Annotated in this window: 19 protein-coding genes; 7 read left to right on the forward strand and 12 right to left on the reverse strand. The window is 45.3% G+C overall.

Annotated features, from left to right (window positions below):
• Both VIN08_RS17645 and VIN08_RS17650 read right to left on the reverse strand, forming a co-directional pair.
• The coding region (locus VIN08_RS17645; protein WP_331967677.1) for a SusC/RagA family TonB-linked outer membrane protein at positions 1-3557 on the reverse strand (3557 nt) is incomplete at its 3' end.
• Positions 3558-3619: 62 nt separating this feature from the next.
• Complete coding sequence (locus VIN08_RS17650) at positions 3620-4624, reverse strand: FecR family protein (RefSeq protein ID WP_331967679.1); 1005 nt, start codon at positions 4622-4624, stop codon at positions 3620-3622.
• A gap of 254 nt (positions 4625-4878) precedes the next feature.
• Between VIN08_RS17650 and VIN08_RS17655 the strand changes: the two genes are divergently transcribed.
• The 3 genes from VIN08_RS17655 (at position 4879) to vapC (ending at position 7829) form a co-directional block, all read left to right on the forward strand.
• Positions 4879-7050 carry a glycoside hydrolase family 3 N-terminal domain-containing protein gene (locus VIN08_RS17655; protein ID WP_331967681.1) on the forward strand — a complete coding sequence of 724 codons (2172 nt, stop codon included), beginning with the start codon at positions 4879-4881 and terminating at the stop codon, positions 7048-7050.
• A gap of 150 nt (positions 7051-7200) precedes the next feature.
• Entirely contained in the window at positions 7201-7428 is a 228-nt protein-coding gene (locus VIN08_RS17660; protein WP_331967685.1) for a hypothetical protein, read from the forward strand.
• On the forward strand, positions 7428-7829 hold the full coding sequence (gene vapC, locus VIN08_RS17665) for a type II toxin-antitoxin system tRNA(fMet)-specific endonuclease VapC (protein WP_331967687.1): 402 nt from the start codon (positions 7428-7430) through the stop codon (positions 7827-7829). Before VIN08_RS17660 ends, vapC begins: the two co-directional genes overlap by 1 nt.
• A gap of 98 nt (positions 7830-7927) precedes the next feature.
• Here vapC and VIN08_RS17670 read toward each other — a convergent pair whose 3' ends face one another.
• The 10 genes from VIN08_RS17670 to VIN08_RS17715 form a co-directional block, all read right to left on the reverse strand.
• The gene (locus tag VIN08_RS17670; protein WP_331967689.1) at positions 7928-9007 is read right to left on the reverse strand and encodes a bile acid:sodium symporter family protein; all 1080 of its coding nucleotides are present in this window, start codon (positions 9005-9007) and stop codon (positions 7928-7930) included.
• A gap of 24 nt (positions 9008-9031) precedes the next feature.
• Entirely contained in the window at positions 9032-9961 is a 930-nt protein-coding gene (locus tag VIN08_RS17675; protein WP_331967690.1) for an RraA family protein, read from the reverse strand.
• 35 nt (positions 9962-9996) lie between these two features.
• Positions 9997-11265 (reverse strand): amidohydrolase/deacetylase family metallohydrolase, encoded by a 1269-nt coding sequence (locus tag VIN08_RS17680; protein ID WP_331967692.1) that lies wholly within the window; start codon positions 11263-11265, stop codon positions 9997-9999.
• Between the two features lie 11 nt (positions 11266-11276).
• Complete coding sequence (locus VIN08_RS17685) at positions 11277-12500, reverse strand: aminotransferase class V-fold PLP-dependent enzyme (protein ID WP_331967694.1); 1224 nt, start codon at positions 12498-12500, stop codon at positions 11277-11279.
• A gap of 136 nt (positions 12501-12636) precedes the next feature.
• On the reverse strand, positions 12637-13089 hold the full coding sequence (locus VIN08_RS17690) for a RidA family protein (protein ID WP_331967697.1): 453 nt from the start codon (positions 13087-13089) through the stop codon (positions 12637-12639).
• A 48-nt stretch (positions 13090-13137) separates the two neighbouring features.
• A complete protein-coding gene (locus VIN08_RS17695; protein ID WP_331967699.1) occupies positions 13138-14682 on the reverse strand; it encodes a SusD/RagB family nutrient-binding outer membrane lipoprotein in 1545 nt (514 codons plus the stop codon).
• A 20-nt stretch (positions 14683-14702) separates the two neighbouring features.
• Positions 14703-18209 (reverse strand): SusC/RagA family TonB-linked outer membrane protein, encoded by a 3507-nt coding sequence (locus tag VIN08_RS17700; RefSeq protein ID WP_331967701.1) that lies wholly within the window; start codon positions 18207-18209, stop codon positions 14703-14705.
• Positions 18210-18255: 46 nt separating this feature from the next.
• Positions 18256-19296 (reverse strand): FecR family protein, encoded by a 1041-nt coding sequence (locus tag VIN08_RS17705; RefSeq protein WP_331967703.1) that lies wholly within the window; start codon positions 19294-19296, stop codon positions 18256-18258.
• Between the two features lie 283 nt (positions 19297-19579).
• On the reverse strand, positions 19580-20206 hold the full coding sequence (locus VIN08_RS17710; RefSeq protein WP_331967705.1) for a sigma-70 family RNA polymerase sigma factor: 627 nt from the start codon (positions 20204-20206) through the stop codon (positions 19580-19582).
• A 116-nt stretch (positions 20207-20322) separates the two neighbouring features.
• On the reverse strand, positions 20323-21342 hold the full coding sequence (locus tag VIN08_RS17715) for a LacI family DNA-binding transcriptional regulator (RefSeq protein WP_331967707.1): 1020 nt from the start codon (positions 21340-21342) through the stop codon (positions 20323-20325).
• 177 nt (positions 21343-21519) lie between these two features.
• On the opposite strand from VIN08_RS17715, the gene VIN08_RS17720 reads away from it, so the two are divergent.
• The 4 genes from VIN08_RS17720 to VIN08_RS17735 form a co-directional block, all read left to right on the forward strand.
• Positions 21520-22392, forward strand: coding sequence for an inositol oxygenase family protein (locus tag VIN08_RS17720; protein ID WP_331967710.1), 873 nt, complete (start codon positions 21520-21522; stop codon positions 22390-22392).
• A gap of 50 nt (positions 22393-22442) precedes the next feature.
• Positions 22443-23030 (forward strand): RNA polymerase sigma-70 factor, encoded by a 588-nt coding sequence (locus VIN08_RS17725; protein WP_331967714.1) that lies wholly within the window; start codon positions 22443-22445, stop codon positions 23028-23030.
• 364 nt (positions 23031-23394) lie between these two features.
• On the forward strand, positions 23395-24369 hold the full coding sequence (locus VIN08_RS17730) for a FecR family protein (protein WP_331967711.1): 975 nt from the start codon (positions 23395-23397) through the stop codon (positions 24367-24369).
• A 47-nt stretch (positions 24370-24416) separates the two neighbouring features.
• Positions 24417-26671 (forward strand): SusC/RagA family TonB-linked outer membrane protein (locus VIN08_RS17735; RefSeq protein WP_331967713.1); only part of this gene is annotated, 2255 nt, incomplete at its 3' end.

The following is a 26671-nucleotide window of genomic DNA, read 5'->3' on the forward strand; positions in this document are numbered from 1 at the left end:
ATATAGAACAGGTTGCGGCCGATCAGCGAGAACCGTATACTCTGAAAGTGTAGTTTATTAGCAGCATTCAGCGGAAGATTATAGCTCAGTACTACTTCGCGCATTTTTATATAGCTGTTATCATAAATGGCTCCGGCTTCATTCCACGCATTACTTCCCCAGTCGAATGTATTCAGGTAATAAGTAGCAGCATCAATCACGGTTGTATTCGGGGTTCCATTTTCCGTGACTCCTTTTATCACTACGCCATCATGGTATACAGTACCTCCATCGGGCGCACCGGTGTTGTTATCGGGCAGTAATATTTTTGTTCCATTGCCATTTATATAGTATGGAAGGCCACCGGTATCGGCAGATCGATATTGTAAGGTGCTTTTATACATACCCGATCCCAGACCATATTTCAATGGTGGTGAAATGATTTTCCCTCCGAGACTATAATCGATTGACAGATCGAGACTCATGTTCTTATACCGGAATGTATTTACAAATCCACCGGTAACTTTAGGCAACATATTGCCAGCCTTCACATACCGGGTCTTATCAATAATATATACTCCCTTATCATTTATGATGAAGTTGCCATGCTCATCAGTTTTGCGGGGATATACATATATATTTCCAATGGATTGTCCGGGCTCAGCTACTACCTGTATAGCACTTCCTTCCAGATCACGGAATACAAGTTTATTAATACCATTCCCTAACGAGTGAACTTTCGAGGAATTTATAGCCACATTTACTCCGCTATTCCAACTGAAAGTGCGCGCTACTAAAGACGAAGTCAATCCCAGCTCCCACCCGTTGTTTTGCAACTGCCCTATATTTGTCAGCAATTTGCTGGCTCCGGTACTGGACGGAAGATCCATCTTCAATATCTGGTTCTTAATCCGGCTGGAGTAATACGTGAGATCAACGCCCAGTTTATTTCCAAACAATTTTGTTTCCAGTCCGAACTCTGACTCATATTTATTCTCGGGCCGTATGTGATTGTTACCGTATAAACTTCCCTGTGTAGTAGCGGCTACAACGGACCCGTTACTGGTTTGCAACGCAGTCAGGTCATATAGTATATTCGCTTCATATACCGGAGGTGCATTACCGACAACGCCATACGATGCGCGTAACTTTGCATACGATATAGCCTGTGGCAGCGTCATTACTTCAGAGAAAACAAATCCACTGTTAACCGATGGATAGAAGTAACTGTTATTACCCGGTGCTAATGTGGATGAATATTCCTGCCGCGCGGTTGCTTCCAGAAAAAGATAATCTTTATAGCTTGCGTTAACGAGGCCTAGAAAAGCATACTTCAAAATCAGCGATTGTGTTTCGGTAGATTGTTTATTGGCGTTATATGAATTATTGAGACTAAACCAATTCTCCTCTGCCAATCCGCCACTGGTAGCCGTTACCTGGTCGCGATATTGTTCATCGCGCAATTGAAAGCCTCCGTTCGCAGTAAGCGAAATATCTCTTGAAAGCGCCTTGGTATAGGTAAGCAATGCATCGGTATATAAAATAGAATAACGACCGGTAGCTACGCTATAGGAGCCCGTGCTGCTGTTAACATTAAACGAGGTAGGGTATTCATTATGCCCCATCGATTTTGTAGAAAGACTTGTAAAGTCATTGCCAATTTTTCCACGGAATGAAAAATTCTTGGCGATCTGGTAATTCAGCGTTACACTCGAGATGAGCCTGTTCTGATTTTCATCTTCACTATCGCGAAGTTGCGTCCACAGAAAATTCATTACCTCAAATCCACGAGGCGTTACATAACGCAGGGCTTCCTGCGGATCGCGTTGCGACTGATCGTACGGCACCCATTTATACCCTTTGGATGTTTTATACTTATCGAACAATAACGACATATCTTCGGCCCTGCTGAAGAACCCATCCCAGCTTGAAGTAAGCCGGTTAATTTTCAACGGGCGGTTATGCACATAGCTGTTGGTATAGTTCAACACGATATCGGCCGTAAGGCGATCGCTGATCTTTATATAGTTGTTCAGGTTTACCGTGTTGCGCTGGAGCTTGCCTCCCACTTGTATTCCCTGGTAATCATTTCGTGAATATGAAATGCGATAAGCTGCTTTCTCCAGTTTGTTACTGATGGAGGCATTGAACATGGAATTATACCCCGTTCTGTAAAAATCTTTATAGTTATTGGGTTGAGGCGAATAGGTACGCATGTTACCATCCCACCACATCACGGATTGTCCGTCCATCTTCGGACCAAATTGCGCGTACGACTCAAACAAAGGTCGTTTGGTATCGGGTATACCATCGTTGTTGAGATCGACCGGTACCCACCCCGTTGCATCGGCTCCGAGCGATATATTTTTATCGCGATCAAAGCCGGGACCATATATATTTTGATAGTGCGGTGTAAAGGCTACCTGCTCTACATTTACTGTATAATTGATATCGACTCCAACACCGGGTTTCTTGTCGCCTTTCTTGGTGGTGATCACTACCACACCGTTGGCCGCGTCTGAACCATAGAGCGCTGTAGCTCCTGCGCCTTTCAATACAGAAATGGTTTCTATATCCGCAGGGTTTATATCGAGTATACCATTTCCGCGAATGCGTGTGTCCGTAAAGTAGTCGGTGTTATTTATACCGGATGCACCTTTCTCGTTGCCATCGCGCATTAATACACCATCAATGATATAGAGCGGCTGCGCATTATAGTTCAGGGAATTTAGCCCGCGCACCTGCACGGTAACAGCGCTGGTAGCACCACCCGGTGCTGTGCGTATTCTGACACCGGGCGCTTTGCCATAGAGTGCCGATGCAAAATTAGTATTACCGGCTTGTGTGATCTGCGAAGAGCCGATGGTACTCACTGAATACCCGAGAGCTTTTTGATTGCGACTAATGCCCAATGCTGTTACTACGATCTCCGATAACTGCGACAGGTTTTCAGTTAGCACAACATCAATCGCTTTTTCATTTCTTACCGGTATCTCTTTTACCTGGTAACTCACGTGCGAGAATACCAGCGTACTGTGATCAGATTGTAAAAAATCAATCGAGTAATGTCCATCGGCATCGGTAATGGTGCCTGTTCCTATATCTTTTATAAATATACTCGCGCCTGCTATGGCTTCTCCGTATTGATTGGTAACGCGTCCGGTAACTTTTGCTTTTGTCAATATACCGGGCGATGGATTGCTCTTATCTTTCTGCGGATAGATAACGTATATCTTTTCTTCTATACCGGCCACCCGTTTAAAACTTAAATTATACGGTGTTAAAATAGCCGACAGGTATGCTTCTATATCTTTAGCATCATCTGCGTTATAGACTACCAGTTTTCCTTCGAGAAAATCTTTTTGATAGGCAAAGCTGATCCCATTACTTTCTTCCAGCTTTTTCAATGCCTCCAGCAACGGTATAGTTTGGCCGGCTGTTCGATTGTTATTGGTGAGACGTTTTTTAGGAGGCCGATGTTGTGATGCCACATCCTGCGCATGTACACTTCCAATCACGCAAAAGCATACAACCAACATGCTGTATGTTTTTATCACTTTGTGTGATGGGTGGATCATGGTATAAAGGTTTAAACTATAGGGTTTGTGATAGAAAAAACCTGATGTCAATTTTAAATTAATCAGTCATTACCCGAGGGACTTATAACGACTTGATTATTATTTTGTGTAATATTTACTTCCAGTGATTGAGCAAGTATTTCCAGCATAACCTTTACATCCTTGCGTGGAATTTTAGCAGTAAGTCGTTTACGATTAAGCGAAGGATCTTTAATGATCACTTCCATACCAAAGTTCTCCCGCAGGTCAACCGCTATAGATGCCAAAGGAGTATCGTCATATTGGAAGAAATTATTTCGCCATGCCAATTCGCGTATAGCCGTACCGGTAGCTTCGTGCGTTACATGGATCTGGTGTTGCGTATTATCCACTTCTGCCAGATCGCCCGGTTCAAGTATAGAAGAAGCCGATGCTGCTGTAAGCGCTACTTTTCCGCTTTGCAGGTAAACCGTGCTTCGCCTGGCATTTACATTAAACTCTGTACCCAATACCTGCACCGCCAGATCTTCATTGGCCTTCACAATAAAACTTTTATGATCATGAGTTTTCTTTACTTCGAAGAAAGCTTCTCCGGTTAATGCTACTTCGCGCTGCTTCTTCCAGTCGCCCGTGCATACCAGTGTAGAGTTTGCATTGAGTGTAACGGTAGAACCATCAGGCAAAACAAAATCTTTTACTTCGCCATACGCCGTGCTATATCGTGCTGAAGGTAACTCGGCCGATAAAATTACCAGGTATACTACAGCTACCACCAGGGCGGCTGCCAGCACCGCGGCAAGCGCTACATACTTTCGATAGCTTGATCTATATTGTCTGTCGAGTTCGCGTGAAGCATTCGCCTTTACGCGCTCCCATGTTTCGAGAAAGGCAGCATTGGCTTCTGCATCGATAGTAAGCCCGGCCAGCCGGAGCAACTCCCGCGCTTCATCAACATCTTTTTGTTTCTGCGGATTTTTAGAAAGCCAGTCATTCCAGAACTGAACTGTTTGTTCGTCCGGACTTAACACCCATTTCTGAAAATTATTATCCAATGCAAAGTCTGCAGCGGAATAGTTCGTGTAACTCATCTACTACCTGTTCTTGAACGGTCAATTCTGTAAATTTAATAATGATAAATGGCATTCCCCATAGTATCAGCCTGCCTGCTTCGCGATTTATTTTACAAAGCCAATGCAGGCACAGAACAAACGATGCACGGGAGACATTCTACTCTCCTTCTGTGGCAATAATTCACAGAACAAAAATTATTGTCATACTACGATCATTCGAAATGATTTACTCCCAATATTTGAATCCTGAAAATTATTAACCCTATCGCACTATGCTTCGGTTACACACCCTACATACTCCGGCTTTTATACTTTGCCTTCTGATCGCGTTCACCGCATCAGCCCAGCAGGCATTGAAGCCTTACCAGGACACGCATCTTTCAGCAGATGAACGTGTGAATGATCTTTTGAAACAGCTTACACTGGAAGAGAAGATACAATTGCTCGGGTTCAACAGTAAAGGTGTGCCGCGCCTCGGTATACCGGTATATAACTGGTGGAATGAAGCGCTGCACGGTGTAGCACGCGCGGGCGAAGCAACGGTATTCCCACAGGCCGTTGCACTGGCAGCAACATTCAACGATGAGTTACAACAGAACATTGCTGATGTGATCTCCACAGAAGCACGTGCTAAATATAACCTCGCGATAAAGCTTGATCGCAGGATACAGTATATGGGACTCACCTTCTGGTCGCCCAACATCAATATATTTCGCGATCCACGCTGGGGCCGCGGACAGGAAACGTATGGTGAAGATCCTTATCTCACTTCGCGCATGGGGAAGGCTTTTGTTCGCGGACTGCAAGGCAATGATCCGCACTATCTCAAAACATCTGCCTGCGCCAAACACTTTGCTGTGCATAGCGGCCCTGAAGCAAACCGCCATACTTTCAATGCCATTGTTGATGAAAAAGATTTGCGCGAAACATACCTCTATGCTTTTCATGAACTGGTAAATGCCGGTGTTGAATCGGTGATGTGTGCCTATAACCGTGTGAATGATGAGCCTTGTTGCACCGGCAATACCCTGCTGCATAAAATTCTTCGCGATGAATGGAAATTCAAAGGCCATGTAGTTACCGACTGCTGGGCACTGGAAGATATATGGCTGCGACATAAAGTAATGCCCGATGCTATACATGTAGCCGCTGCTGCTGTAAAGGCAGGAGTAAACCTGGATTGCTCCAATATGTTACAGGATGATTTGCTGAAAGCTGTAGAACAAAAATTGATTACCGAGAAAGAAATTGAACAGGCGCTGATCCCTTCGCTGCGTACACAATTCAAACTCGGATTTTATGATGATCCTTCATTAGTACCGTATCATTCATTGGGTGCTGAAAGTATACACAACACGCACAACATTGAACAGGCGCGCCTTGCAGCACAACAAAGCATGGTGTTGCTAAAGAATGATAAAAATATACTCCCGTTAAAGGCGAATCAATATGGAAGTATATTAGTGACAGGTGCAAACGCTGCATCATTGGATGCATTACTGGGAAATTACCACGGTGTATCTTCTAACACCGTTACGTTTGTAGAAGGTATAACAAAAGCGGCTGGCCCTGCCACAGTAGTACAGTACGACCTCGGCTGCAATGATGTTGACTCGGTACATTTCGGTGGATTGTGGGCTTCGGAGAATAGTGATGTTACGATTGCCGTATTGGGATTAACACCTGTATCGGAAGGAGAAGAAGGTGATGCATTTCTGGCTGCCCATGGTGGCGATAAAGCAGACCTGAGTATACCGGCCAGTCACCTGGTGTTTTTAAAAGCGCTGCGCAAGAAACATCACAAGCCGATCATTGCTGTGATCACTGCCGGAAGCGCGATCGACATCCATGCTATAGCACCGTATGCCGATGCCGTTGTACTGGCGTGGTACTCCGGTGAGCAAGGCGGAAATGCATTGGCAGATATACTCTTCGGAAAAGTATCGCCTTCAGGTAGATTGCCGGTAACATTCTATAATTCCTTCAGCGATCTGCCTGCCTATGATAGCTATGCTGTTAAAGGACGTACTTACCGATACTTTACCGGCAAGGTGCAATATCCTTTCGGCTTTGGATTAAGCTACACGCAATTTGCATACGAGTGGAAGCAAAAGCCAAAGGATATATATAAACCGAAAGATATACTTTCATTTACAGCCACCATAAAAAATACAGGAGCGATGGAGGGTGATGAAGTGGTGCAAGCCTATATAAAATATCCCACTGGCGAACGTGTGCCATTAAAAGAACTGAAGCAATTCAAGCGAGTGCATGTAGCAGCAGGGAGCAATGGAGAGGTTGCACTCACTATACCATTGGAAGATCTGCAAAAATGGAATCTTAAAACAAGCGCCTGGGAAGTTACACCGGGGAAATATACTTTGGTGCTCGGAGGCAATTCGCAGGATGAGAAGTTGGTGCATGTATTTACCGTGAAGAAGTAATTTGTTTCCTGCAGATTAAATGCGAACATATCCCACATCCCGATAGCTATCGGGAACAGATATGCACAGATTATGATAAGAAACGTTAACGGTCTTTTTCATGTTAGAGTAGTTGTTCGGAGGTTAGGGAACTAATTATTAAATTGCAGTATGATCACCAAAGAAGAACTTAAAAAAGAGGTTGATAAATTGCCAGATGACCTGCTTGATGAGGTATTCTCGCTTTTACAGCAAGTGCTCCGCCAAACAAAGGATTCGACAAAGAACATGTCAACTCAGGCATGGGGTAACTGGAAAAAAAATCTGGAACAATTCTCTCCGGATTTTATGAACGATCGCAATCAATCATCTAATCAATCCAGAGAATCTTTTGATTAATGACATACATTCTTGATACCAACATCTGTATCTACATCATAAAAAGGAAACCTGAATCCGTTGTTGACAGACTACAAAAGATGCAATCCGATCAACTGGCTGTTTCTACTATTACCGTAGCTGAATTAGAATACGGTGTAAGAAAGAGTGCCCAGCCAGAGAAAAACCAACTTGCCTTACAAAATTTTCTAATGCCTCTCTCCATTCTAAATTTCGACTTTGCTGCTACATTGGAATATGGCATCATTCGAAGCGAACTTGAGCGAAAAGGAACACCTATAGGTCCTCTTGATCTCTTGATTGCAGCACATGCTAAAAGTTTAGGCCATACATTAGTTACGAACAACGAAAAAGAGTTTAGCAGAATTGACGGCCTTCATATAGAGAATTGGGTGAAATAGTACAGAATATTTCCCGCAGATCTCGCAGATTAGCGCAGAAAACAAATGCATTTTAAATCTGCGTTCATCTGCGAGATCTGCGGGAAACAAATTTGTTTTTACTTTCTGTCTCTCCACCAGGTAGCAAGCAATGATCCTGTTACGTTCATCAGCGGACCAAATATAGCGGGGGCTAATCCCACGGTGGCGATCTTGCCCATTTCGCGGGCTATACCGGAAGCGAGCCCTCCATTCTGCATACCTACTTCAATTGCTATGGTACGGCAATCCTGTTCTTCCATACGAAAGAGTCTCGCAGACCAGTAGCCCAGTATATATCCGGCAGTGTTGTGTATAAGCGATGAGAGGATCAATAGTATACCAATCTGCATCAAACTATCTCTGCCTGCTGCAGTAATGATGAGTATAATAAATCCTATACCACTCATCGATAGCAGCGGCATGGCCTGGTCCAGCCACTTTGCTTTACCTTTAAAAAAATGATTGAACGCCAGCCCTGCCATTACCGGCAGTAATACAATCCTGATTATATCGCCAATCATCTTCCACACATCTATAGCAATGAATTGCCCGGCAAAGAGCTTCATCAACAACGGGGTGAGTAGCGGTGCTAAAAAAGTAGATACCGTTGTGAGTGTAATGGAGAGTGCGAGGTTAGCGCGGGCGAGGTATGAAATTACGTTGGAAGCCATGCCACAGGGAGAGCAACCGATCAATATAACACCAGCCGCTATCTCGGGCGGGAATTTAAAAAGTGTAGCCAACGTAAATCCCAACAACGGCATAATGGTAAAATGATTGAGCGTACCTACTATAACGCCCTTCGGCATGCGTACTACACCAACAAAATCGTGAACACTCATGGCCGTGCCCATACCGAACATAATGATCTGCAACAGAGGTGTAATTAACTTGTCGAGCTTAAAGCCATGCCAGGCTATAAAATATTCCGGGAAATATAGTGCAGCCGTAACCGCGGCCAGCACCATCATGGTATAGGTATATCCCCGCAGAAAGGTATATCCCTGAAACGCTATAGCCATCGCGATGAAAGAAGCAATGAACAGCCAACCGGAAACCGGTGTTTGCCCAAGCAAGAGAAGTATAACTGCCAGTATACTTCCAACCGAAGCCGCCAATAATATATACCGGGAGAAATGCTTATCTGGTTTCGTCATGGTTGTGAGCCGAAGCATTTTATCCTACCAGGTTCTGTTCTTCATAAACGCATCCAGCTCCGAGCGCTTCATCGGCAGTGTACTTTGATTTTTATCCAGCCACTGTAAAAAAGCATCCTTTATTTTATCGCTCCACTGGTTATCGATCTCTCCTGTAGTAAACCTTCCCTCCTTCAACACCGCTATAGCAAATTTATCGCGAAGTGAAAGGAACTCTGCCGTGATGATCACTTTTTGCGCGAGGTGTGCCGGTATAAATATTACCCCCTCTTCTTTGGCCAGCACCAGATCACCCGGCAGTACAATGGCCCTGCCAATTCGTATCGGTGTATTTAATCCTGTGAGTATAACATCTTCCAGATACGATGGATCCCAGTCACGTATCCATGCCTGAAAGCCGGGTATAGCGGCTATACCTTCCGGGTCGCGTGCAGCACTGTTAAAGATAACTCCGTTGCCGGAGCGGGTATAGATCGCATTCGCAAGGTTATCGCCTATCAACGTGCCTCCATCAATCTTGCCAAACGCATCGGCTACATATACATCACCTGTTACCAGGGTTTCAATGGGCCATGCATTGGTATTGCCTGTACGCCCTGCTTTTTTACCGCGCTCCTTTATATTCTTCTCAATATCCGGCCTGCTGGGTATATACATCGCTGTAACAGCGCGACCAGTCATCACGGTAACATTGTGCGTAGTTTTCCAGTTGCCCTCAAACTGGCAATAGTATCCTTCATTCTTCAGCACCAGCCATGCTTCTTCGATGGTAATATTTTTGGCACGTTGTAAAAGCTCGTCCGGTATTTTAGGTCGTCCGTCAGCAAAGCGCTCGCCTTTCCATTCGGAGGTGAGGAAAACAAGCTCATCGCGGGGAATGGTTTGTGCTTTGGCAGATACAAAGCCGCTAATTAAAAATGCAAAGATAAAAGTCTTTCGCAGGGCAAGTTGCATATATAGTCTGGTATAGTGGGTTGTAGTATATATACTTATGGCGTTTGAGCGGCCGTCCAGAGCGGACGTGAAATACCGTTGAGGTCGTATACAATTTTTCCTTCGCGAAGCGTCAGCTCACATTCCAGTTTTTTGGTGCCGTACATTTTATTTCCACCGGAATCAATAAATCCAAAATTTCCCTCACGCAAAGTGAATACGGCTATATCTGCTGTTGCTCCGACTGAAAGATGACCAAGCTCTTCGCGATGAATGACCTGTGCCGGACTCCATGTAGTGCAGCGGATAACCTGTTGCATACTCATGCCCATGTTCAGAAACTTGGACGCTACATTGAGTAAATCTTTCATGCCGGCATTCACGCTCCCGGTATGTATATCGGTACTGATCGTATTAGGAAAGAAACCATTTTTAATAGCGGGTACTGCCTGTGAGAACAGGAAGCTTCCACCGCCATGACCTACATCGAAAATGATTCCGCGTTGTTGTGCTTCCTTTACAAAGGAAAGTATATTTCCCGCGCCATCGGTAATGGGAATCCTTCCGGCAACACGTGCAAAGGCATGGGTAAATATATCTCCGGCACGAAGATGCTTTTGCAATAACTCCTGCAGGGAAAGCGGTGGTATATGTCCACCGAAATCTATCATTACCGGGATGTGCGCTATATTTCCGGCTGCTACAGCACGATCAACTGGTTCCCATTCACTACCGGAATAATGCGCTACTTTTATACCAACTATATCGCGATGTTGCTGGGCTACGAGAGCCGTCATGCGGGCATCCATATCGGCCAGGTTCTGTTCATACGGGCCGCCCCGCATACCTTCACCCACTATATTTAGAAATGACAGCACACGCGTTTTGGCTACACGAATGGTTTGATCGCGAAATACGGTATAATTCTTCCATCCCGCTCCGCCAGCATCTACCACGGTAGTAATACCACAGCGAAAAGTAAATCCATCCGGTGGCAAAGCTTCCAATCCATTGCTGAGATAATGATCGGGTAATGTTCCATAAAAATTATGTGAATGAAGATCGATCAGACCCGGGGTTATATACATGCCTGTGGCATCAATCACCTGCAAGGCTTTTGAAGCATCGAGCTTCTTTCCAATAGCAACAACAGTATCTTTACTGATCGCTATATCCATAACAGCATCGAGTCCGTTCTTTGGGTCGATCACATGCCCGTTGCGGATAAGGATGCTATACGATTGCGCATACAATTGTGTACTCAACCCTATACCTATACTTACCAGATATAGTATATACCGGAAAAACCTGTACGATCTTCTCATATTGATCACCGCTATACAGAAGCTTTCATCAGTGCATCACGCAGACGCGTGGCCACAATTCGTTCCTGTCCGGGAACCAACATCCATGTAGTAATGCTGACAGCGTTAGCGCCACCTCCTGCTACTTCGATAGACGGGTGGCCGCTGCGAAGTTTTTCCTTCAACTCATCGCCCGAGATCCTGATCTGCTTTACATCCCACGATATGTTCAACGTAGGAATGTGATTGGCAATGGGTGGCACATCGATCTTTACCTGTATACCCGCTATACTTTTTATAGAATCGTGAACCGTGTTGATCTGGCGCTCCCACAATTTCCAATCTTTATCATGATCGCGGGTGAGGTACAACTCGAGAGCTACCAACATGCCGAGTATCTCTTCCTTGTTTACTTTCATACCGCGGCCTACTGTGTTGCCACGGGGAGGTGCGCTTAACCGCGCAGCCGCTATATATTCTTTTTTACCCAATAGCAAGCCGGCACTCTGCGGGCCTCGAATACCTTTTCCACCGGAGAAGCAAACCAGGTCGAAACCCATGCGGGTATATTTCCACAAGTTTTCTACAGGTGGTACATCGGCAGCGCAGTCGTTCAATGTTGGTATACTATATTTCTTTGCTACTTCTACAAATTCTTCTGCGCGAATCTTTCCTTCCAGGTTGTTGGCGTTTACAAAAAACAGCAGCGCTGTTTTGGGGTTGATGGCTTTCTCCAACTCGGCCCGGGTCTCTACAAACACTACTTTCACTCCGCAGTTTCGTATAGCATGTGCGTAAACTATATCATGCGCTTTTTGCATGATCACTTCGTTCTTCATGCCGGAGCCTTCAAGATGCGGAATCATCGCAGCTTTCTTTTCGTCCATGCCGCTAAGTATACCGGCTGTTGCCAATGTAATAGCCGATGCTGCGCCTGATGTTACCGTGGCAGCTTCACATTGCAACAGGGAGGCTATACGTTCGCCAACCTTGTCCTGCAGTTCATCCAGCAATACAAATTCATGCGAAGCATAGCGTATTGCATCTACTACTTCTTCCTGCATGAGAGAGCCCGTCATAAAAGTATAGGTGCCGGCAGCGTTGATAAACGTGCGCACACCGAGCTCTTTGAAATAATCGCGATAGTCGGAAGCACCCGCACCAGCCAGTGCCTGTATCGGTGAAGCTCCTGCTGCCAGGCCACCCAGTATTGGCCATGTAGAAAATTGTTTTAGTATATCTCTGCGCTTTGGCATTGTTGTAATCTTGTTGATGTAGACTATATTTTTCGATTCGGACAAAGGTCTTCACGGTCCCTGCCCCAAACCCAGCAAGGACTCATGAAAACCCGACAGAATAAACACATTGCTTTCCCGTGAGAGGGGAAAATTTTTATACGATGGCGATGCAGTCTATCTCTACAAGCGAATCGCCTGGCACACCACCGCCTACCCCTACCGTTGTACGCACCGGTGGTTTCTTGCCGAACCTTCCGCGATATACTTCATTCATCGCCTGATAATCTTTGATATCGTTGAGGTATACATTTACCTTCACTACCTTATCCATGGATGAACCGGCATTCTTCAACTCTTTTTCCAGTTCATCCAGCACGTGAGCCGTGTGCGCTTTGATGTCGCCTTCAAAGTGTGCGCCTTTACCGGCAATGAACACAAAGCCGCCATGCTTTACCGCTCCGGAAAACAAGGGCACTTCCTGATCATCCTGTATATTAAATACTTCTTTGTTGTCGCTGTTTTTGGCTTGAGCCACGAGGCCAAGTCCCAGCACACCTGCGAACGATGCTGTGAGCTTCTTCAGCATGCTTCTTCTTTGTTCCTTCATGTATCGGTTGTTAAATGTATATCGTGCTATATATAGTATACTTTTGCATTACTCTTTATCCCACCATATCCGGGTAAGAAAATCATCGGCACCCTGGCGATTGATGGCAGCAGCATACGAAATGGAATTCAGCGTCTGTTCACTCACCGGGTATAAAAATCTCCGGAATATCTTTCCCCCCGTTGCATTTCCCGGATAGTTATTCGGTACAAGTGCCGGGTACCCTGTGCGCCTGTAATTCGCAAATACCTCCTGCGCATCCGGAAAAATGCTGAACCAGAACTGAGTATATATCTGCTCCAGTTGTTCATCGAAAGTGCTGCCGGTAAACTGATGAGCGGCCACGTATGTATCAATGTCATCGGAGGCAATAGTACCGCTCACTCCGCTGATAAGATCCCATTGTTGCATCGCTTCGCGAATTGCCTTTTCATAAAGTACATCCGCTGTTGCTCCGCTATACCAGTTACGCAGTGCCGCTTCTGCCAATAGAAAATACGATTCGGCAGTGGTAAACAACAATACCGGTGCGGCTATACGCAATACCGTAGTTTGTTTGGGCTCGGAGTATGTTACAAAATCAGCCGGCTTGCCACCGCTTATATTCGAAGGCATACCTTTCTGTATGGCGGGAGAATCATCGGCAACACCATTTACATATACCACGGCTATTACCGGGAGACGCGGATCGTTGTTGCTCTTGAGCGAGTCGATAAATACCTGTTGATATTTACCACCCTCGGTATTCGAGAATCCATCGGCTTTTATATAGTCATCGTTCAGCATACTGAGTGCTACCGGATTTTTATTGATGTCCTGACCGGAGCCTACATAACTCATCTTCGCTATATCGGCAGCATCGAGTATAACACCACCGGCAATGGCTTTCGTTACCCATGCCTGCGCATTACTGGCATCCACTTTCGTCATGCGCATACCCAGGCGCAGCATGAGTGAGTAGGCAAACTTTTTCCATTGTGCCGGACTGCCGCTATATATCTGATCGGCCGAACCAAAGGTAGTGGCATTGGAAGCATCAAAACTTTGCGCCGCTTCTTCCAGTTCTTTCAACATATCGGCATAGATAGATTGTTGCGTATCATATACCGGTTGAAATACGGACTGGTTATAGCCTTGTCCTGCTTCGGTATAGGGTATATCTCCGTAGAGGTCGGTGAGTCTGCTAAAACAGAACACACGCCATATACGCGCCACGGCATAGAGATTTACCTGGCTCGGATCATCTTTTACCGCCTTGATCACTTCACCAATCTCGTTGATTTGAGTGGGATACGACAGATTAAAAACAGAAGCCGACTGCGCTCCCTGTGACGCCACATACTTGGAACCAAAGCCTGCCACATCATTATAGCTGGTAGTATATTGCATGGTGCCCAGCAGCAATGCTTGTGTATTGCCGGAGTAACGCACGCCATCGTATTGCGCTTTGCTAAATATATACTGCGGTGTTGCTTTGGATACAGCATCGGGATTGGTGTTGATCTCATCAAAGTTACGGTCGCAACTTTGTATAAGTAGAAGCGCGAACATCAACAACGGTGCGGTGGTATAGTGTTGTATGGAATGTTTCATAATTCGTTTCATTTTATAGGTCAGAACTTCAGCATCAGATTTATACCATACGAACGGGTGCGTGGCAACCCGATGGATTCTATACCCTGCGCGGGACCGTTGGTGAGACTCTGCTCCGGATCAAAGTTATCCGTCTTCTTATACAAGGTGAGCAGGTTTCTTCCTACAAAAGCTATACTGGCGGATTGCATTCGCAGGAATTTCAACTTGGATACCGGTATATGATAGGTAAATATTACCTGGCGCAGTTTTACAAAGCTGGCATCGTGCACAAACAATTCGGTATAGCGATTCAGGGTGTTATAGTAATCGCTGCGCAGGTTTGATACCGGTATAGTTCTCGAAAAGCTGTCGCCTGTTTTGGTAACACCAGTCAGTACCAGACCATCTTCTCTTCCTGCCAGTGTTGACTTCAGCAAGCCGAGACGTGTGGCATATACTTCCATGACAGAAAAGACTTTGTTGCCGAATTTTCCATCCACCAGGAAGTTGAGTGAGAAATTTTTATAGCGGAAGTCATTGGAGAAACCCATTGTGAGGGGCGGCACACCTTTGCCCAGCTCCTGGTTAATATCCGTCTGTGCCGGCAAACCGGAATTTGTATCGAACACAATACGTCCCTGATCATCGCGTAACATTCTGTAGCCATAGATTGCTCCATACGTATGTCCTACGTTGTTGTTGATATAGGCATTTCCATTGGCAGAATTACCGAGTGACGATGTACTGATACCATCTGCGAGCTTGAGCACTTCACTTTTATTATAGGCAACGTTGTAGCTGGTGTTCCAGGTAAAGTTCGGAGTCTTTACCGGTGTAGCGGTGAGTAGCACTTCTATACCTTTATTATCCAGTCGGCCGGAATTAAGTATAGCGTAGTTATAGCCGGAGGTATTGGATATAGGCACCCGCACAATGTCATCCGTTGTTCTGCGATTATATACTGTAAAATCTAACCCGAGGCGATTATCCAGCATTTGCAGGTTGAAGCCGAGTTCGGTAGTAGTGGATGTAAACGGCTTCAGGTTTATATTCGTGATGGCCGTGGTTCCATCGGATTGTGTAGTAACATTCTGTAATGGCACGGAACTGGCACTGGGCACACTGCTATAGGTTAAGTTAATGGCATACGGATCAGGCCCGCCACCACCAACCTGTGCCCACGAAGCACGTATCCTCGCCATGCTAAACACACGCGGCAACGAAACAGCATCGGAGAGTACAAAGCTGGTTCCTATACTCGGATAAAATATACTGTTGTTCTTCATGCTCAGCGTAGAGAACCAATCCTGCCGGCCGGTAGCGGTAAGGAATATCAAACTCTTATAGTCCAGATCTACTGAACCAAATACCGAGTTGGTTGTAATGCGGCCGGTATAGGGAATGGCTGATGAGGTAGCCAGGTTGGTAAAACTATAGAAGTAAGGTTGTATATAGTTTTTACCGGAGAAATTTACCTGCCTGTTTTCAAACTTGCGTCCATTGGCACCGGCCAGTACCGATATACCAAAGTGCTCCGCTACGGTTGTTTTATAGCTGGCAGTAATCATGGCATTGGTTTCTGATACATCCGATTTTATACCGGCATATTCACCCAGCGGAGTATAGAGCGTACCCGTAGGCAGAATGTTGCTATAGTTATAATTATAGAAGTCGCGGGTAATGATACCTTTTACGGTGAGGTTCTTGAGTATATCGTATGCTATAGAAGCCTGACCGATAAACCGGTTCTTCGAATCGCTCTCCTTAAATTTATTTACTACGAAGTAACTGTTACTCGCAATCGCGGCATCGTTCCAGATAACTTCGTTGCCTTTAGCATCGTAACCCGGGCTAAGCCATCGTACATCAACGGTATTGGCTACTTCATACGGAGTCCAGTTCGGATTCGCCAATGCATCACCGGCACTGGCACGATTGTTCGCGCTCTCCAATGAATATTGCACTACCGATTCAACACGCAACCGGTCGCTCAGCTTGGCACTGATATTCAGGTTCGCGGTTTTACGATTATACGTGCTGTTTGGAAGTATACTTTTACTATCCAGGTCGGCCAGCGATAAACGATATAGTATAGCTTCGTTGCCACCGGCAAAAGCCAGTGTGTTGGTAAACGTTGATCCCGTCTGGTAAAAATTCTTCAGGTTATCTTTTTGTGCCGTATAGGGATGGTTCTTTCCATCAGCTGCTACATAGTCTGTAGATCCATTGATCTTTGCACCAAACGATCTCCGCCCGGTTGCTTGTGCCTGTGCAAGTGTTGTAGGCATTACACCGCCATCGCCCTGACCATATTCATATTGAAAATCCGGGAACACAGATATTTTCTCCAATGTATAGGTCGAATTATACTCGATGCCTATACCTTTCTGTGCTCTTCCCTTTTTAGTGGTGATGAGTATAACTCCGTTGGCCCCGCGTGATCCGTATAGCGCAGCAGCCGTCCCTCCTTTCAACACCGTGATTGATTCTATGTCATCCGGATTGATCGCTGCTATACCATCGCCACGATCTACGTTGCTGGTTATACCGTTGGGTGTAGCACTGCCTCCCGGAACACTGTTATCGATCGGCATACCATTGATTACATATAGCGGCTGACTATTCCCTGTAACAGAACCATTGCCACGAATAACCACGCGACTCGATCCGCCCGGACCGGTAGATATACCGGTAGCATTTACCCCAGCAATTTTACCCGTCAGACTATTGGCCACGTTGTTCTCGCGCGCCTGTGTAAACTCTTCGCCTTTCACTTCGGTTACTGAATAGGCTACCGATGTTTTTTCTTTTTCTATACCTAACGCAGTTACTACTACTTCGTTGAGCGATTGTATTTCCTGCTCCATCGATACATCTACAGTAGTTTGTGTCGATACCGGCACTTCCTGTATAGCATACCCTATAAAGGAGAATACCAGTATACCACCTTCGTCCGGAATGGTAAGTATATATTTGCCCTCTGCATCCGTTGTAGTACCGTTAGCCGTTCCTTTCAATAACACATTTACACCCGGCAGCGGAAGTCCATCATCTTTCGCAGTAACCGTTCCTGAAATTTTCAGCAGCGGAATCATTGCTTCCGTTTGTGATGATTCTTCCTGTACCTCGCTCTCTTCTGTTTCCGGATATACTCCTGTTTTTTCGGTACGATCGGAAAATATAGAGTACTGGCGTTTGTTGATTCGCTTATAGCTGAGTCTTGCACCTGCCAGTACTTTTTCCAGCAGTTCTTCCAATGTATAAGTACTATAATCGAGCAGCGACAATGATATACTTTTGTCATTGAGTAGTCCTTCACGATACGCAAACTTTACATGATAACGGGTTCTGATCTGATCAAGCGCATCTTTGAGGCTGATGTTGCCATCCTCGAACGGAATGGTTGCGCGCTGATTTTCCTGCTGCGGCTCGCGCCTCGCACTATAGGCATTGGCATAGTGCTGCCCGAAACACTGGGGAGAAAGGTTGAGTGCAATAACCAAGAGGAAGAATCCTCTCAGCAAATGTGAGTCGAATTGTTTCATAGTATTTGGGTTAGGTAAGATGTCGTCTGTCTATGGCATATATACTCTAGCGTTTGGTTATAATAATTTCGTTGCCCGCCTCTTCCATTCTGATACCAAGCGTGGATGAAACAAGTGCCAGCAATTCCTGAACACTGGTTACGCTGATCTCTCCTTCGATCTTCAGGTTCATCAGCTCCTGGTCTTCTACATTGATCGCGTAACCGTAATTATCCTGCAGTGTCTCTGCTATATCATTGAGCGAAGGATCCATAAAGGTTATCTCGCGCACCGTCCAGGTAGCGATCTTGTGCGGACGCACTAATTTTTTACGGGTAAGAAGTTTTGATCCGGCATATTCTACATAATCACCCGGGCGAAGTACAATGCCACCGGAAGCGACTGAAGACGGATCGATATAGTTTACTTCGATCTTGCCGCTAATCAGCGCTATATTGGTTTTATTCCTGCGGCTCTTTACGTTGAAGGATGTGCCCAGCACCTGTATATCTATACCGGGACTGTGCACTATAAACCGATGGCCCGGAAGAATGTTGGCGGTATCTTTATTGATATGGTTTACATCAAAATAAGCTTCACCTTTTATCCACACTTCGCGTTGTGATTCTCCATTCCAGTTTCCTTTATATACCAGTTCGGAATTTCCATTGAGCATTACGATCGACTGATCGGGCAGTGTAATGGCTTTTACTTCGCCAAAGGCTGTTCGCACTGTATGCTTGCCATGGCCGATCACCGTAAAGAGTATAAAAGCACTGACGGCCACTAATGCCACGGCTGCTGCCACGCGCATATATACCGGTATATGAAAAGTTCTGGTTTTAGTAATGGTTTCGCGATGAATGGTAGCATCGATGCGTTTCCATATATCTTCGCGATGTGCTTCGTTGGTAAATGTTTGCTGACTCCTGTATACCCGAATGATCGCGGCTGCTTCGCGCACTACAGTTTCTTTCTCCGGATGTTGCCTGAGAAACGTTTGCCAGAAAGCATTTGCTTTCCGGTCGGGCCGGATAACCCAGTGGATAAAGAAATCATCTTCCAAAAAATCCGAAGATGTATAGTGCGTATAGTCGCGGTCGGTCATAGATAAATACTGAACTGTTTTGAACTGAATTCAATCCTATTAGACCTGAACGCGCGGAATTATCCCTTCCTACCTCAATATTTTTTAAAATAAATTTCAAACGTAAGAAACACACACATCACAAACGCTATATCAAAATAACACGGGCACACCAGCCGGTGTGTTATAGGTATAGAAATGTGAACTATATATAGTAGAGGGTACAACGAACCGGGAACATCTCTGCATAAAAATGAGATGCGGCTTCAGGACTATACAAACTGAATACTAATAATTGAATTAGCTAAACGGGCGTGGCTTCACGAAGTGCAGCATTCCGAAATATACTTTCCAGTATATATTCAGCCATTCCTATACTGATCAAGCCTAACGATTGCTGTACGCTCTCCAGGGCTTTGTATAGTAATTTATAGGCTGAATTAACGTGAATGGCCATTATATCGGCAATCTCTTCATACGATAGTCCATCGTAGAAGCGCAGGTATATAATTTCCTGCTGGCGTGCCGGCAGCGTGTGCAGTACTTTGCGGATAGTCTCTTGCAAGGCCTGCTCCTCTTCATTCAGAATAAGCTGATTGTCGTACGATACTTCGAAGGGTATAGAGTCGTCTTCTTCCTGAATGGTAAAGAAGCGCGATTGTGTTTTCAACTTGCGAAAAAGAATATTCCGCAGCGATTTATAGAGATAATTCTTGACCGAGAGTGGTTCTCCCAGGTTGTTGCGATTTGTCCACAGTCGCACAAACAAATCGTGAATACAGTCTTCTATCAGGTCTATATCTCTGGTAAATTTATAGCCATAGTTATTCAGCAGACTATAATACGCATGGTATAAACTGGTGTACGCTTCCCAGTCACCCTTCTTGAAAGAATGCCAAAGTATACTATGCTGATCCTGGTGGAGACTCATGCGTTTATAGGAGGCTATAGGTAAAAGGCTTCCTATAAAGAAAGAGAATAAATATGAAAGGATAACTATATTCTGCGAAATTACTTTGCATTTATAGGCAAGCAATCGTTTTTCCGCTATAGCTTGTCGGCATATATAGTGGTGTGCGTGGAAGCACGCGGCACCAGCACCGAAGGTATAACGATCTGCTCATGCTTTACATCCTGCTTTTTTTCCAGTGCCTTAAAAAGTAGTGTAGCGGCTGCTTTGCCCATTTCAAACGCTGGTTGTGTAACGGTTGTAAGTGAAGGGTTGAGCAACGCTGCAATCTGCAAATGTGAAAACCCGATGATCTTTACTTCTTGTGGTATCGCTATATGCAATGCGTGGCACACGGTATATACCTGCATGGTAACTTTCTCGATAGAACCGATTATTCCGTCCGGGCGATCGGGTTGTTGCAGTATATCCCGCAGCAACGCAAGATTCTCCTCTTCCTTGTCTGAGCAATATATTACACGCACATCCAGTCCTTTGTCGCGCAACGCCTGTTCATATCCATCCTGCCGATGGTGTGTTATTGCCAAATCACCGCGCATCGCCAGAAAAGCAATTCGTTTGCATCCCTGCTCTATCAGGTGTTTGGCAGCTATATATCCGGACTCATAATCGTTTGTTACTACACGTGCAGTCTCTATGGCTTCGCACACACGATCAAAAAAAACGAGCGGCACTTCGCTGGTATATAGATCGCGTAAATGTTCATGCTGTGCATTACCGCCTACTACCGAGATCAGTACACCATCTACGCGGCCATTTCTGCATTCGCGAATAATAGACTGTTCTCTTTTTATATCTTCATGTGTAAGATATACCATGGTGTGATAGCCCTTCTCCTGCGCTACCGATTCTATACCATTAATTGCTACCGAAAAAAAACTATCGGCCACTTCGGGTAAGACTACGGCTATATTTTTACTCTTGCCTTTCTTCAGGCTGCTGGCATAAGGATTCGGTATATAATCGAGCCTGGCTGCATACTCAAATACTCGCGCTTTTGTTTCAGCGCTGATCTCATGACTATCGCTCAACGCTTTTGATACCGTTGATACAGCCAGGTGTAAATCTTTCGCAATTTTCTTGATCGTAACACTCATGTAACCCGCAGTAATTATCTATATAAGATACGAAAATAAAGGGACAGACGCGAAAACGGTTTCGTAAATAAGCCGCTTCAAATCATTGATCAGGCCAATATTATTCACCAAGTTCGATATGTGTATCCGTTCAGGAACCATTCCAGTTTTTCCGACTAAAATTAAACAAATCAAATTATGAAGCAGCAAACTGAGAGCAATCCATTATCAAACCTGGATGAGTGGGAAGATGATTTGTTACGCAGATATCCGGATCCGGAATCAATCGCCAATCAGAAATCTGTAGAAGAGTATCGCAATTATGAAAATCCGGAGAGAGATACTGTTCGCGAGTTTTATAAACTCAATCATACTTACCAGACGTATGACTTTGTATTGGAGAAAAGAAATAATTACCTGCGCTTCGATAAAAAGGAAATGCCGATCTGGGCAGCGTTTGATTTTCTGAATCAACTGGTAGATGACTCTGATCCCGATACTGATCTCGATCAGATGCAGCACCTGCTACAAACTTCTGAAGCTATACGGGCCGATGGTCATCCGGACTGGATGGTGCTGGTAGGCCTTGTACACGATATGGGGAAAGTATTGTGCCTCTTTGGTGAACCACAATGGGCTGTAGTAGGCGATACATTCCCGGTAGGCTGTGCGCACTCGGATAAAATTGTTTACGCTGAGTATTTTGATGCCAACCCGGATTTTCACAACCAGCGGTATAATACCAAGTATGGTATATATGCACCGAACTGTGGCTTGCGTAATGTACACATGTCTTGGGGACACGATGAATATGTATACCAGATGATGAAAGACTATCTGCCGGAGCCGGGACTATATATGCTGCGCTACCATTCTTTCTATTCACAGCATCGGGAGAATGCCTATAATCATTTGATGGACGATCACGATCACAAGATGTTCAAATGGGTAAATCTGTTTAACCCGTACGACTTGTATTCGAAGAACCCAACGCCTCCGGATTGGAAAGTACTTCGTCCATATTATGAAGACCTCGTACAAAAATATCTGCCGGCTACGCTGAAGTTTTAGCGTACTGATTTTTATAGCAGATACCCAAACCCTAACTATATATTCCTGTGATGCCCGAGGCGGAAGATGTTGAACTGATCCGAAGCATAAAGCGTGGTGATCCACGCGGGCTGGAGCTTCTTTTCAGAAGACTATATCCGCGACTATATGCTTATGCGCAGAAGTTCCTGCACGACACAAACGATTCGGAAGAAGTGGTGCAGGAACTTTTCTATACTATATGGAAGCATCGCGAGCGGCTTGATGAAAAGCAATCGCTGAATGCATACCTCTTTACTTCTGTTAGAAACCGCTGTCTTAACCTGCTCGAAACAAAAAAGAATCGCTCACGCCATGCTGAGCTTTTGTGGTTTATGTATGTGCAGGAACGCACCGATAATATAAACTCCTATCATACCCTGCTGGCCAAAGATCTGGAAAAAGATTTTAATACTGCGCTGGAACATTTACCCCACGAGTGCCGGAGGATATTTGAACTAAGCCGCTTTGAAGGACTGAAATACCAGGAGATCGCCACCCGCCTGAATATATCTATCAAAACCGTGGAGACACAAATGTCGCGGGCACTCTCCAAACTCCGCCTGCAACTCCGTGAACACCTTGCAACCCTGGTGGTATTGCTCGGGCTATACCTGTAATTGTTTCCCGCAGATCTCGCAGACAAGCGCAGATTAATGCAATTAACATCGAACAAGGAATATCGATCAACGAATGTTGAAGTATAAAAAGTCCGGAGAAGATGTACTGGTATATATATATCTGCGTTAATCTGCGAGATCTGCGGGAAAAATGGCTGTTTATTCTGTGCTAATCCGTGAAATTCCGTGGGAAATATTTGAATATCGAGCAACGAATGCTGAAGCTGGAAAGTCCGGAAGCATTTCCTGTTAACGATTAACCCGTAACGAATACAACTGCTAAATTTTCTCACTATCCTGTCAGGGGAAGACCTTCCGCGCCTGTATTACTGGCATGACACCGATAGATCAAACGTCCCAGGATATGAAGGAACTTATCCTTCGATTTCTGGAAGGGCACGCTTCTGAAGAGGAAGCTTCGCGCCTGTTAGCCTGGTTACAGGAAAACGAAACCAACCGTATATACTTTGATGAGCTCAATACAGCCTTTCAAAGTTCTGTAACACTCAACCGGGTAAATCACCAGATGACAGATGATGCCTGGAAAAAACTTGCCACGGCTACGGGCGCTGAGAAAAATACCGTACGCCCAGGCCGCTCCATCACCTTTACGGTACTAAATATAGCGGCCTCTGTCTGCCTGCTTATTATGGCCGGAGCTCTGCTGGTATATAATTTACCACACCACGCGATTGTGCGCCACGATACCATTGTGCGCACGGCCTCGGGTAATAATACGCGTGTTGTTTTACCGGATGGCTCGGTGGTATGGCTCAACCTCAACAGTACATTGGAATATCCCGCAGAGTTTGGAAGCGCATCGCGCGATGTAGTATTGAAAGGTGAAGCGTTCTTCGATGTGCGCAAAGGTTCTAAACCTTTCACGGTAAAGACTGACGACATCCTGATCAGAGTAAAAGGTACACGCTTCAATGTACAGGCCTTCAAAAACGACCCCACTATAAAAACGACACTGGAAGAAGGCAAAGTAGAACTGCACGTGAGCGGTAAAAACAAAATATACTCCATGGCTCCGGGCGACCAGGTTGTATTTAATGCCGAGCGCAAAGAAGTAACCATGCAGCGCGTTGATCCATCCAATTTTACTGCGTGGAAAGAAGACCAGCTTGTGTTCGACAATACTCCGCTAAATGAGATCATCTCCAAACTGGAGAACCGGTTTCGTGTATCGATCTCTATTAACGAACGACTCGCCAAACGCGAACGCATCAGTATGACGATTGAAAATGAAAATCTCGATGAGGTGCTTGATCTGATCCAGCTTTCATCGCGACTGAAAGTGAGAAGGGATAAGAACACGATTGTTTTGTTTGAATAAGACTATATATATACCTATAGAAGCAACCTATCAAAACCTGATTATATATGACAAACTTTTACCGTGTACGCCCAACGCCTCCAGCTGTGCCCTGGCACCATCGCTTGCCGGGTATTGTCTGGATCGTATGCCTGCTCTCCGTCTTTCTATCGAACAACCTGCTGGCAGAACATGTCCATCAGGCTGCTCCGGTCATTGAGCTCGATCTGAAAGATGCATCACTCAAGATGGCCATCCGAGAAATTGAACGCCAAACCGACTATCACTTTGTGGTGAATGATAGTCGATTGAAGACAATCAAAAAGAATGTTACGATTTCCATCCGCAGCGAAAATATAGAAGAGATCCTCGCGCTGGTGCTGGAAGGAACCAACATCACCTACAAGATCAAAAAGAAACAGATCACGCTTATACCACCACCGGCCGAGCTGCACATCAGTCCGCTTACTACAACAGGCGGTGGCTCTTCTGCCATGCTGGTGCAGGCACGAAAAGATCTGATCTTTACCGGTATACTTCGTCAGGATATAGTTGTGAAAGGCGTTGTTCGCGAAGAAACCGGAGAACCACTTCCGGGTGTAAGTGTTCTGGTGAAAGGTTCTTCTATAGGAACAACTACCGATGCCAATGGAGAATTTTCGCTGAACGTTCCTTCCGGTGAATCGATCCTTGTATTCAGCTTCATCGGGTTCACTACGCAGGAAGTTGCCGTTAACAATCAGACATCACTGAACGTAACACTTTTAGCAGATACACAAACGCTCACCGAAGTAGTTGTGGTGGGATATGGTACACAAGAGAAGAAAGATGTTACCGGTTCTATTTCAGCCATTAAAGGATCGGACATTGAAAATTTACCTTCCGGTGGTGCACAGCAGGCATTGCAGGGAAGAATGGCCGGGGTAAATATAGTGCGAAGCGGTGGCGCCCCTGGCAACGCAGGCTCTATACGCATTCGCGGTATAGGTACAGTGGGCTATGCAGACCCGCTGATCGTGGTGGATGGTGTACCAACCAGCAGCACCATGAACGATATAAATCCCAATGATATACAGTCGATCGATGTTTTGAAAGATGCTTCTGCTTCTGCGATCTACGGAACACGTGCTGCCAACGGTGTGGTACTTGTTACCACCAAGCGCGGAAAGTTTGACGACAAACTAAAATTTACCGTGAATGCCTATACCGGTATATCTAACCGCATCAAAACAATTGATGTGCTGGATGCACCAACGCTTACGGCACTCAAACACGAAGCCTATACAAATGATGGATTGACTATACCTGACATCTGGAATAACACGCAGTACCAAACACAAAAAACCAACTGGCAGAATGAAGTATTCAAGCAAGGCACTACCAACAATATAGACCTCTCGCTGCGCGGTGGTGGTAAATATTCTTCGTTCGCTATATCCGGTGGTAAATATGATGAGCGCGGTATTATAGGCAAGGCTTACTATAAACGATATACTTTGCGCATCAATACAGATCATAAAGTCAGCGAGCGTTTAAAGATCGGTCAGAGTCTGCAGTTCACCAATACACATGATAATGCTCCGAATACATTGTCAGCACAGGATGGTTTACTCTGGAGTGCTATACGCTTCCATCCGGGTTTACCGGTGCGTAAAGCAAATGGAGAATATAGTTCCAGCTTACCAGGTTTTGGCGACATCAACAACCCGGTATATACGATCGATACACAGGACAAAGACAATACGCGTAACCGTATACTCGGAAGCGCAACAGGCGAGTACCAGGTAATTGAAGGACTAAAGGTAAAAGCAAACCTGGCATTGGATGCCACGTTCGCTGACTTCCGCCAGTTTGAAGTAAAGATCGACAGCCAGTATCGCCAGTCAAACTATAATCAGCTTACTATCTCCAACGATAAAAACTGGTCTTTTCTGCAAGAGTATTTCATCTCATACGATAAACAATTTGGCGCTCATGCCATTGGTTTTGTAGGAGGCTATACTTCACAGACCTATAAAGATATATACTCCAAAGAAGTAGGAAGAGATTTTCCAAGTGAAGATCCATCCATGCGCTATATGTCGCAGGCAGCCACGGTTGTAAACCTGGGAGCTGATAATGGAGGAAGAGTATACACCGCGTTGCAATCCTGGTTCGGTCGCGCCACCTATTCGTACAAAGACCGTTACCTGCTCACCGCTACTTATAGAGCCGATGGTTCATCCAGATTCAGAAACGGTCTGCGATGGGGATACTTCCCGGCATTCTCCTTGGGATGGCGCGTATCGGAAGAAGCTTTCTTCGAGAGTGCTCTTCCCATTGT

This window comes from Ohtaekwangia sp. (assembly GCF_036568665.1).
Taxonomy (GTDB): Bacteria; Bacteroidota; Bacteroidia; order Cytophagales; family Cyclobacteriaceae; genus Ohtaekwangia.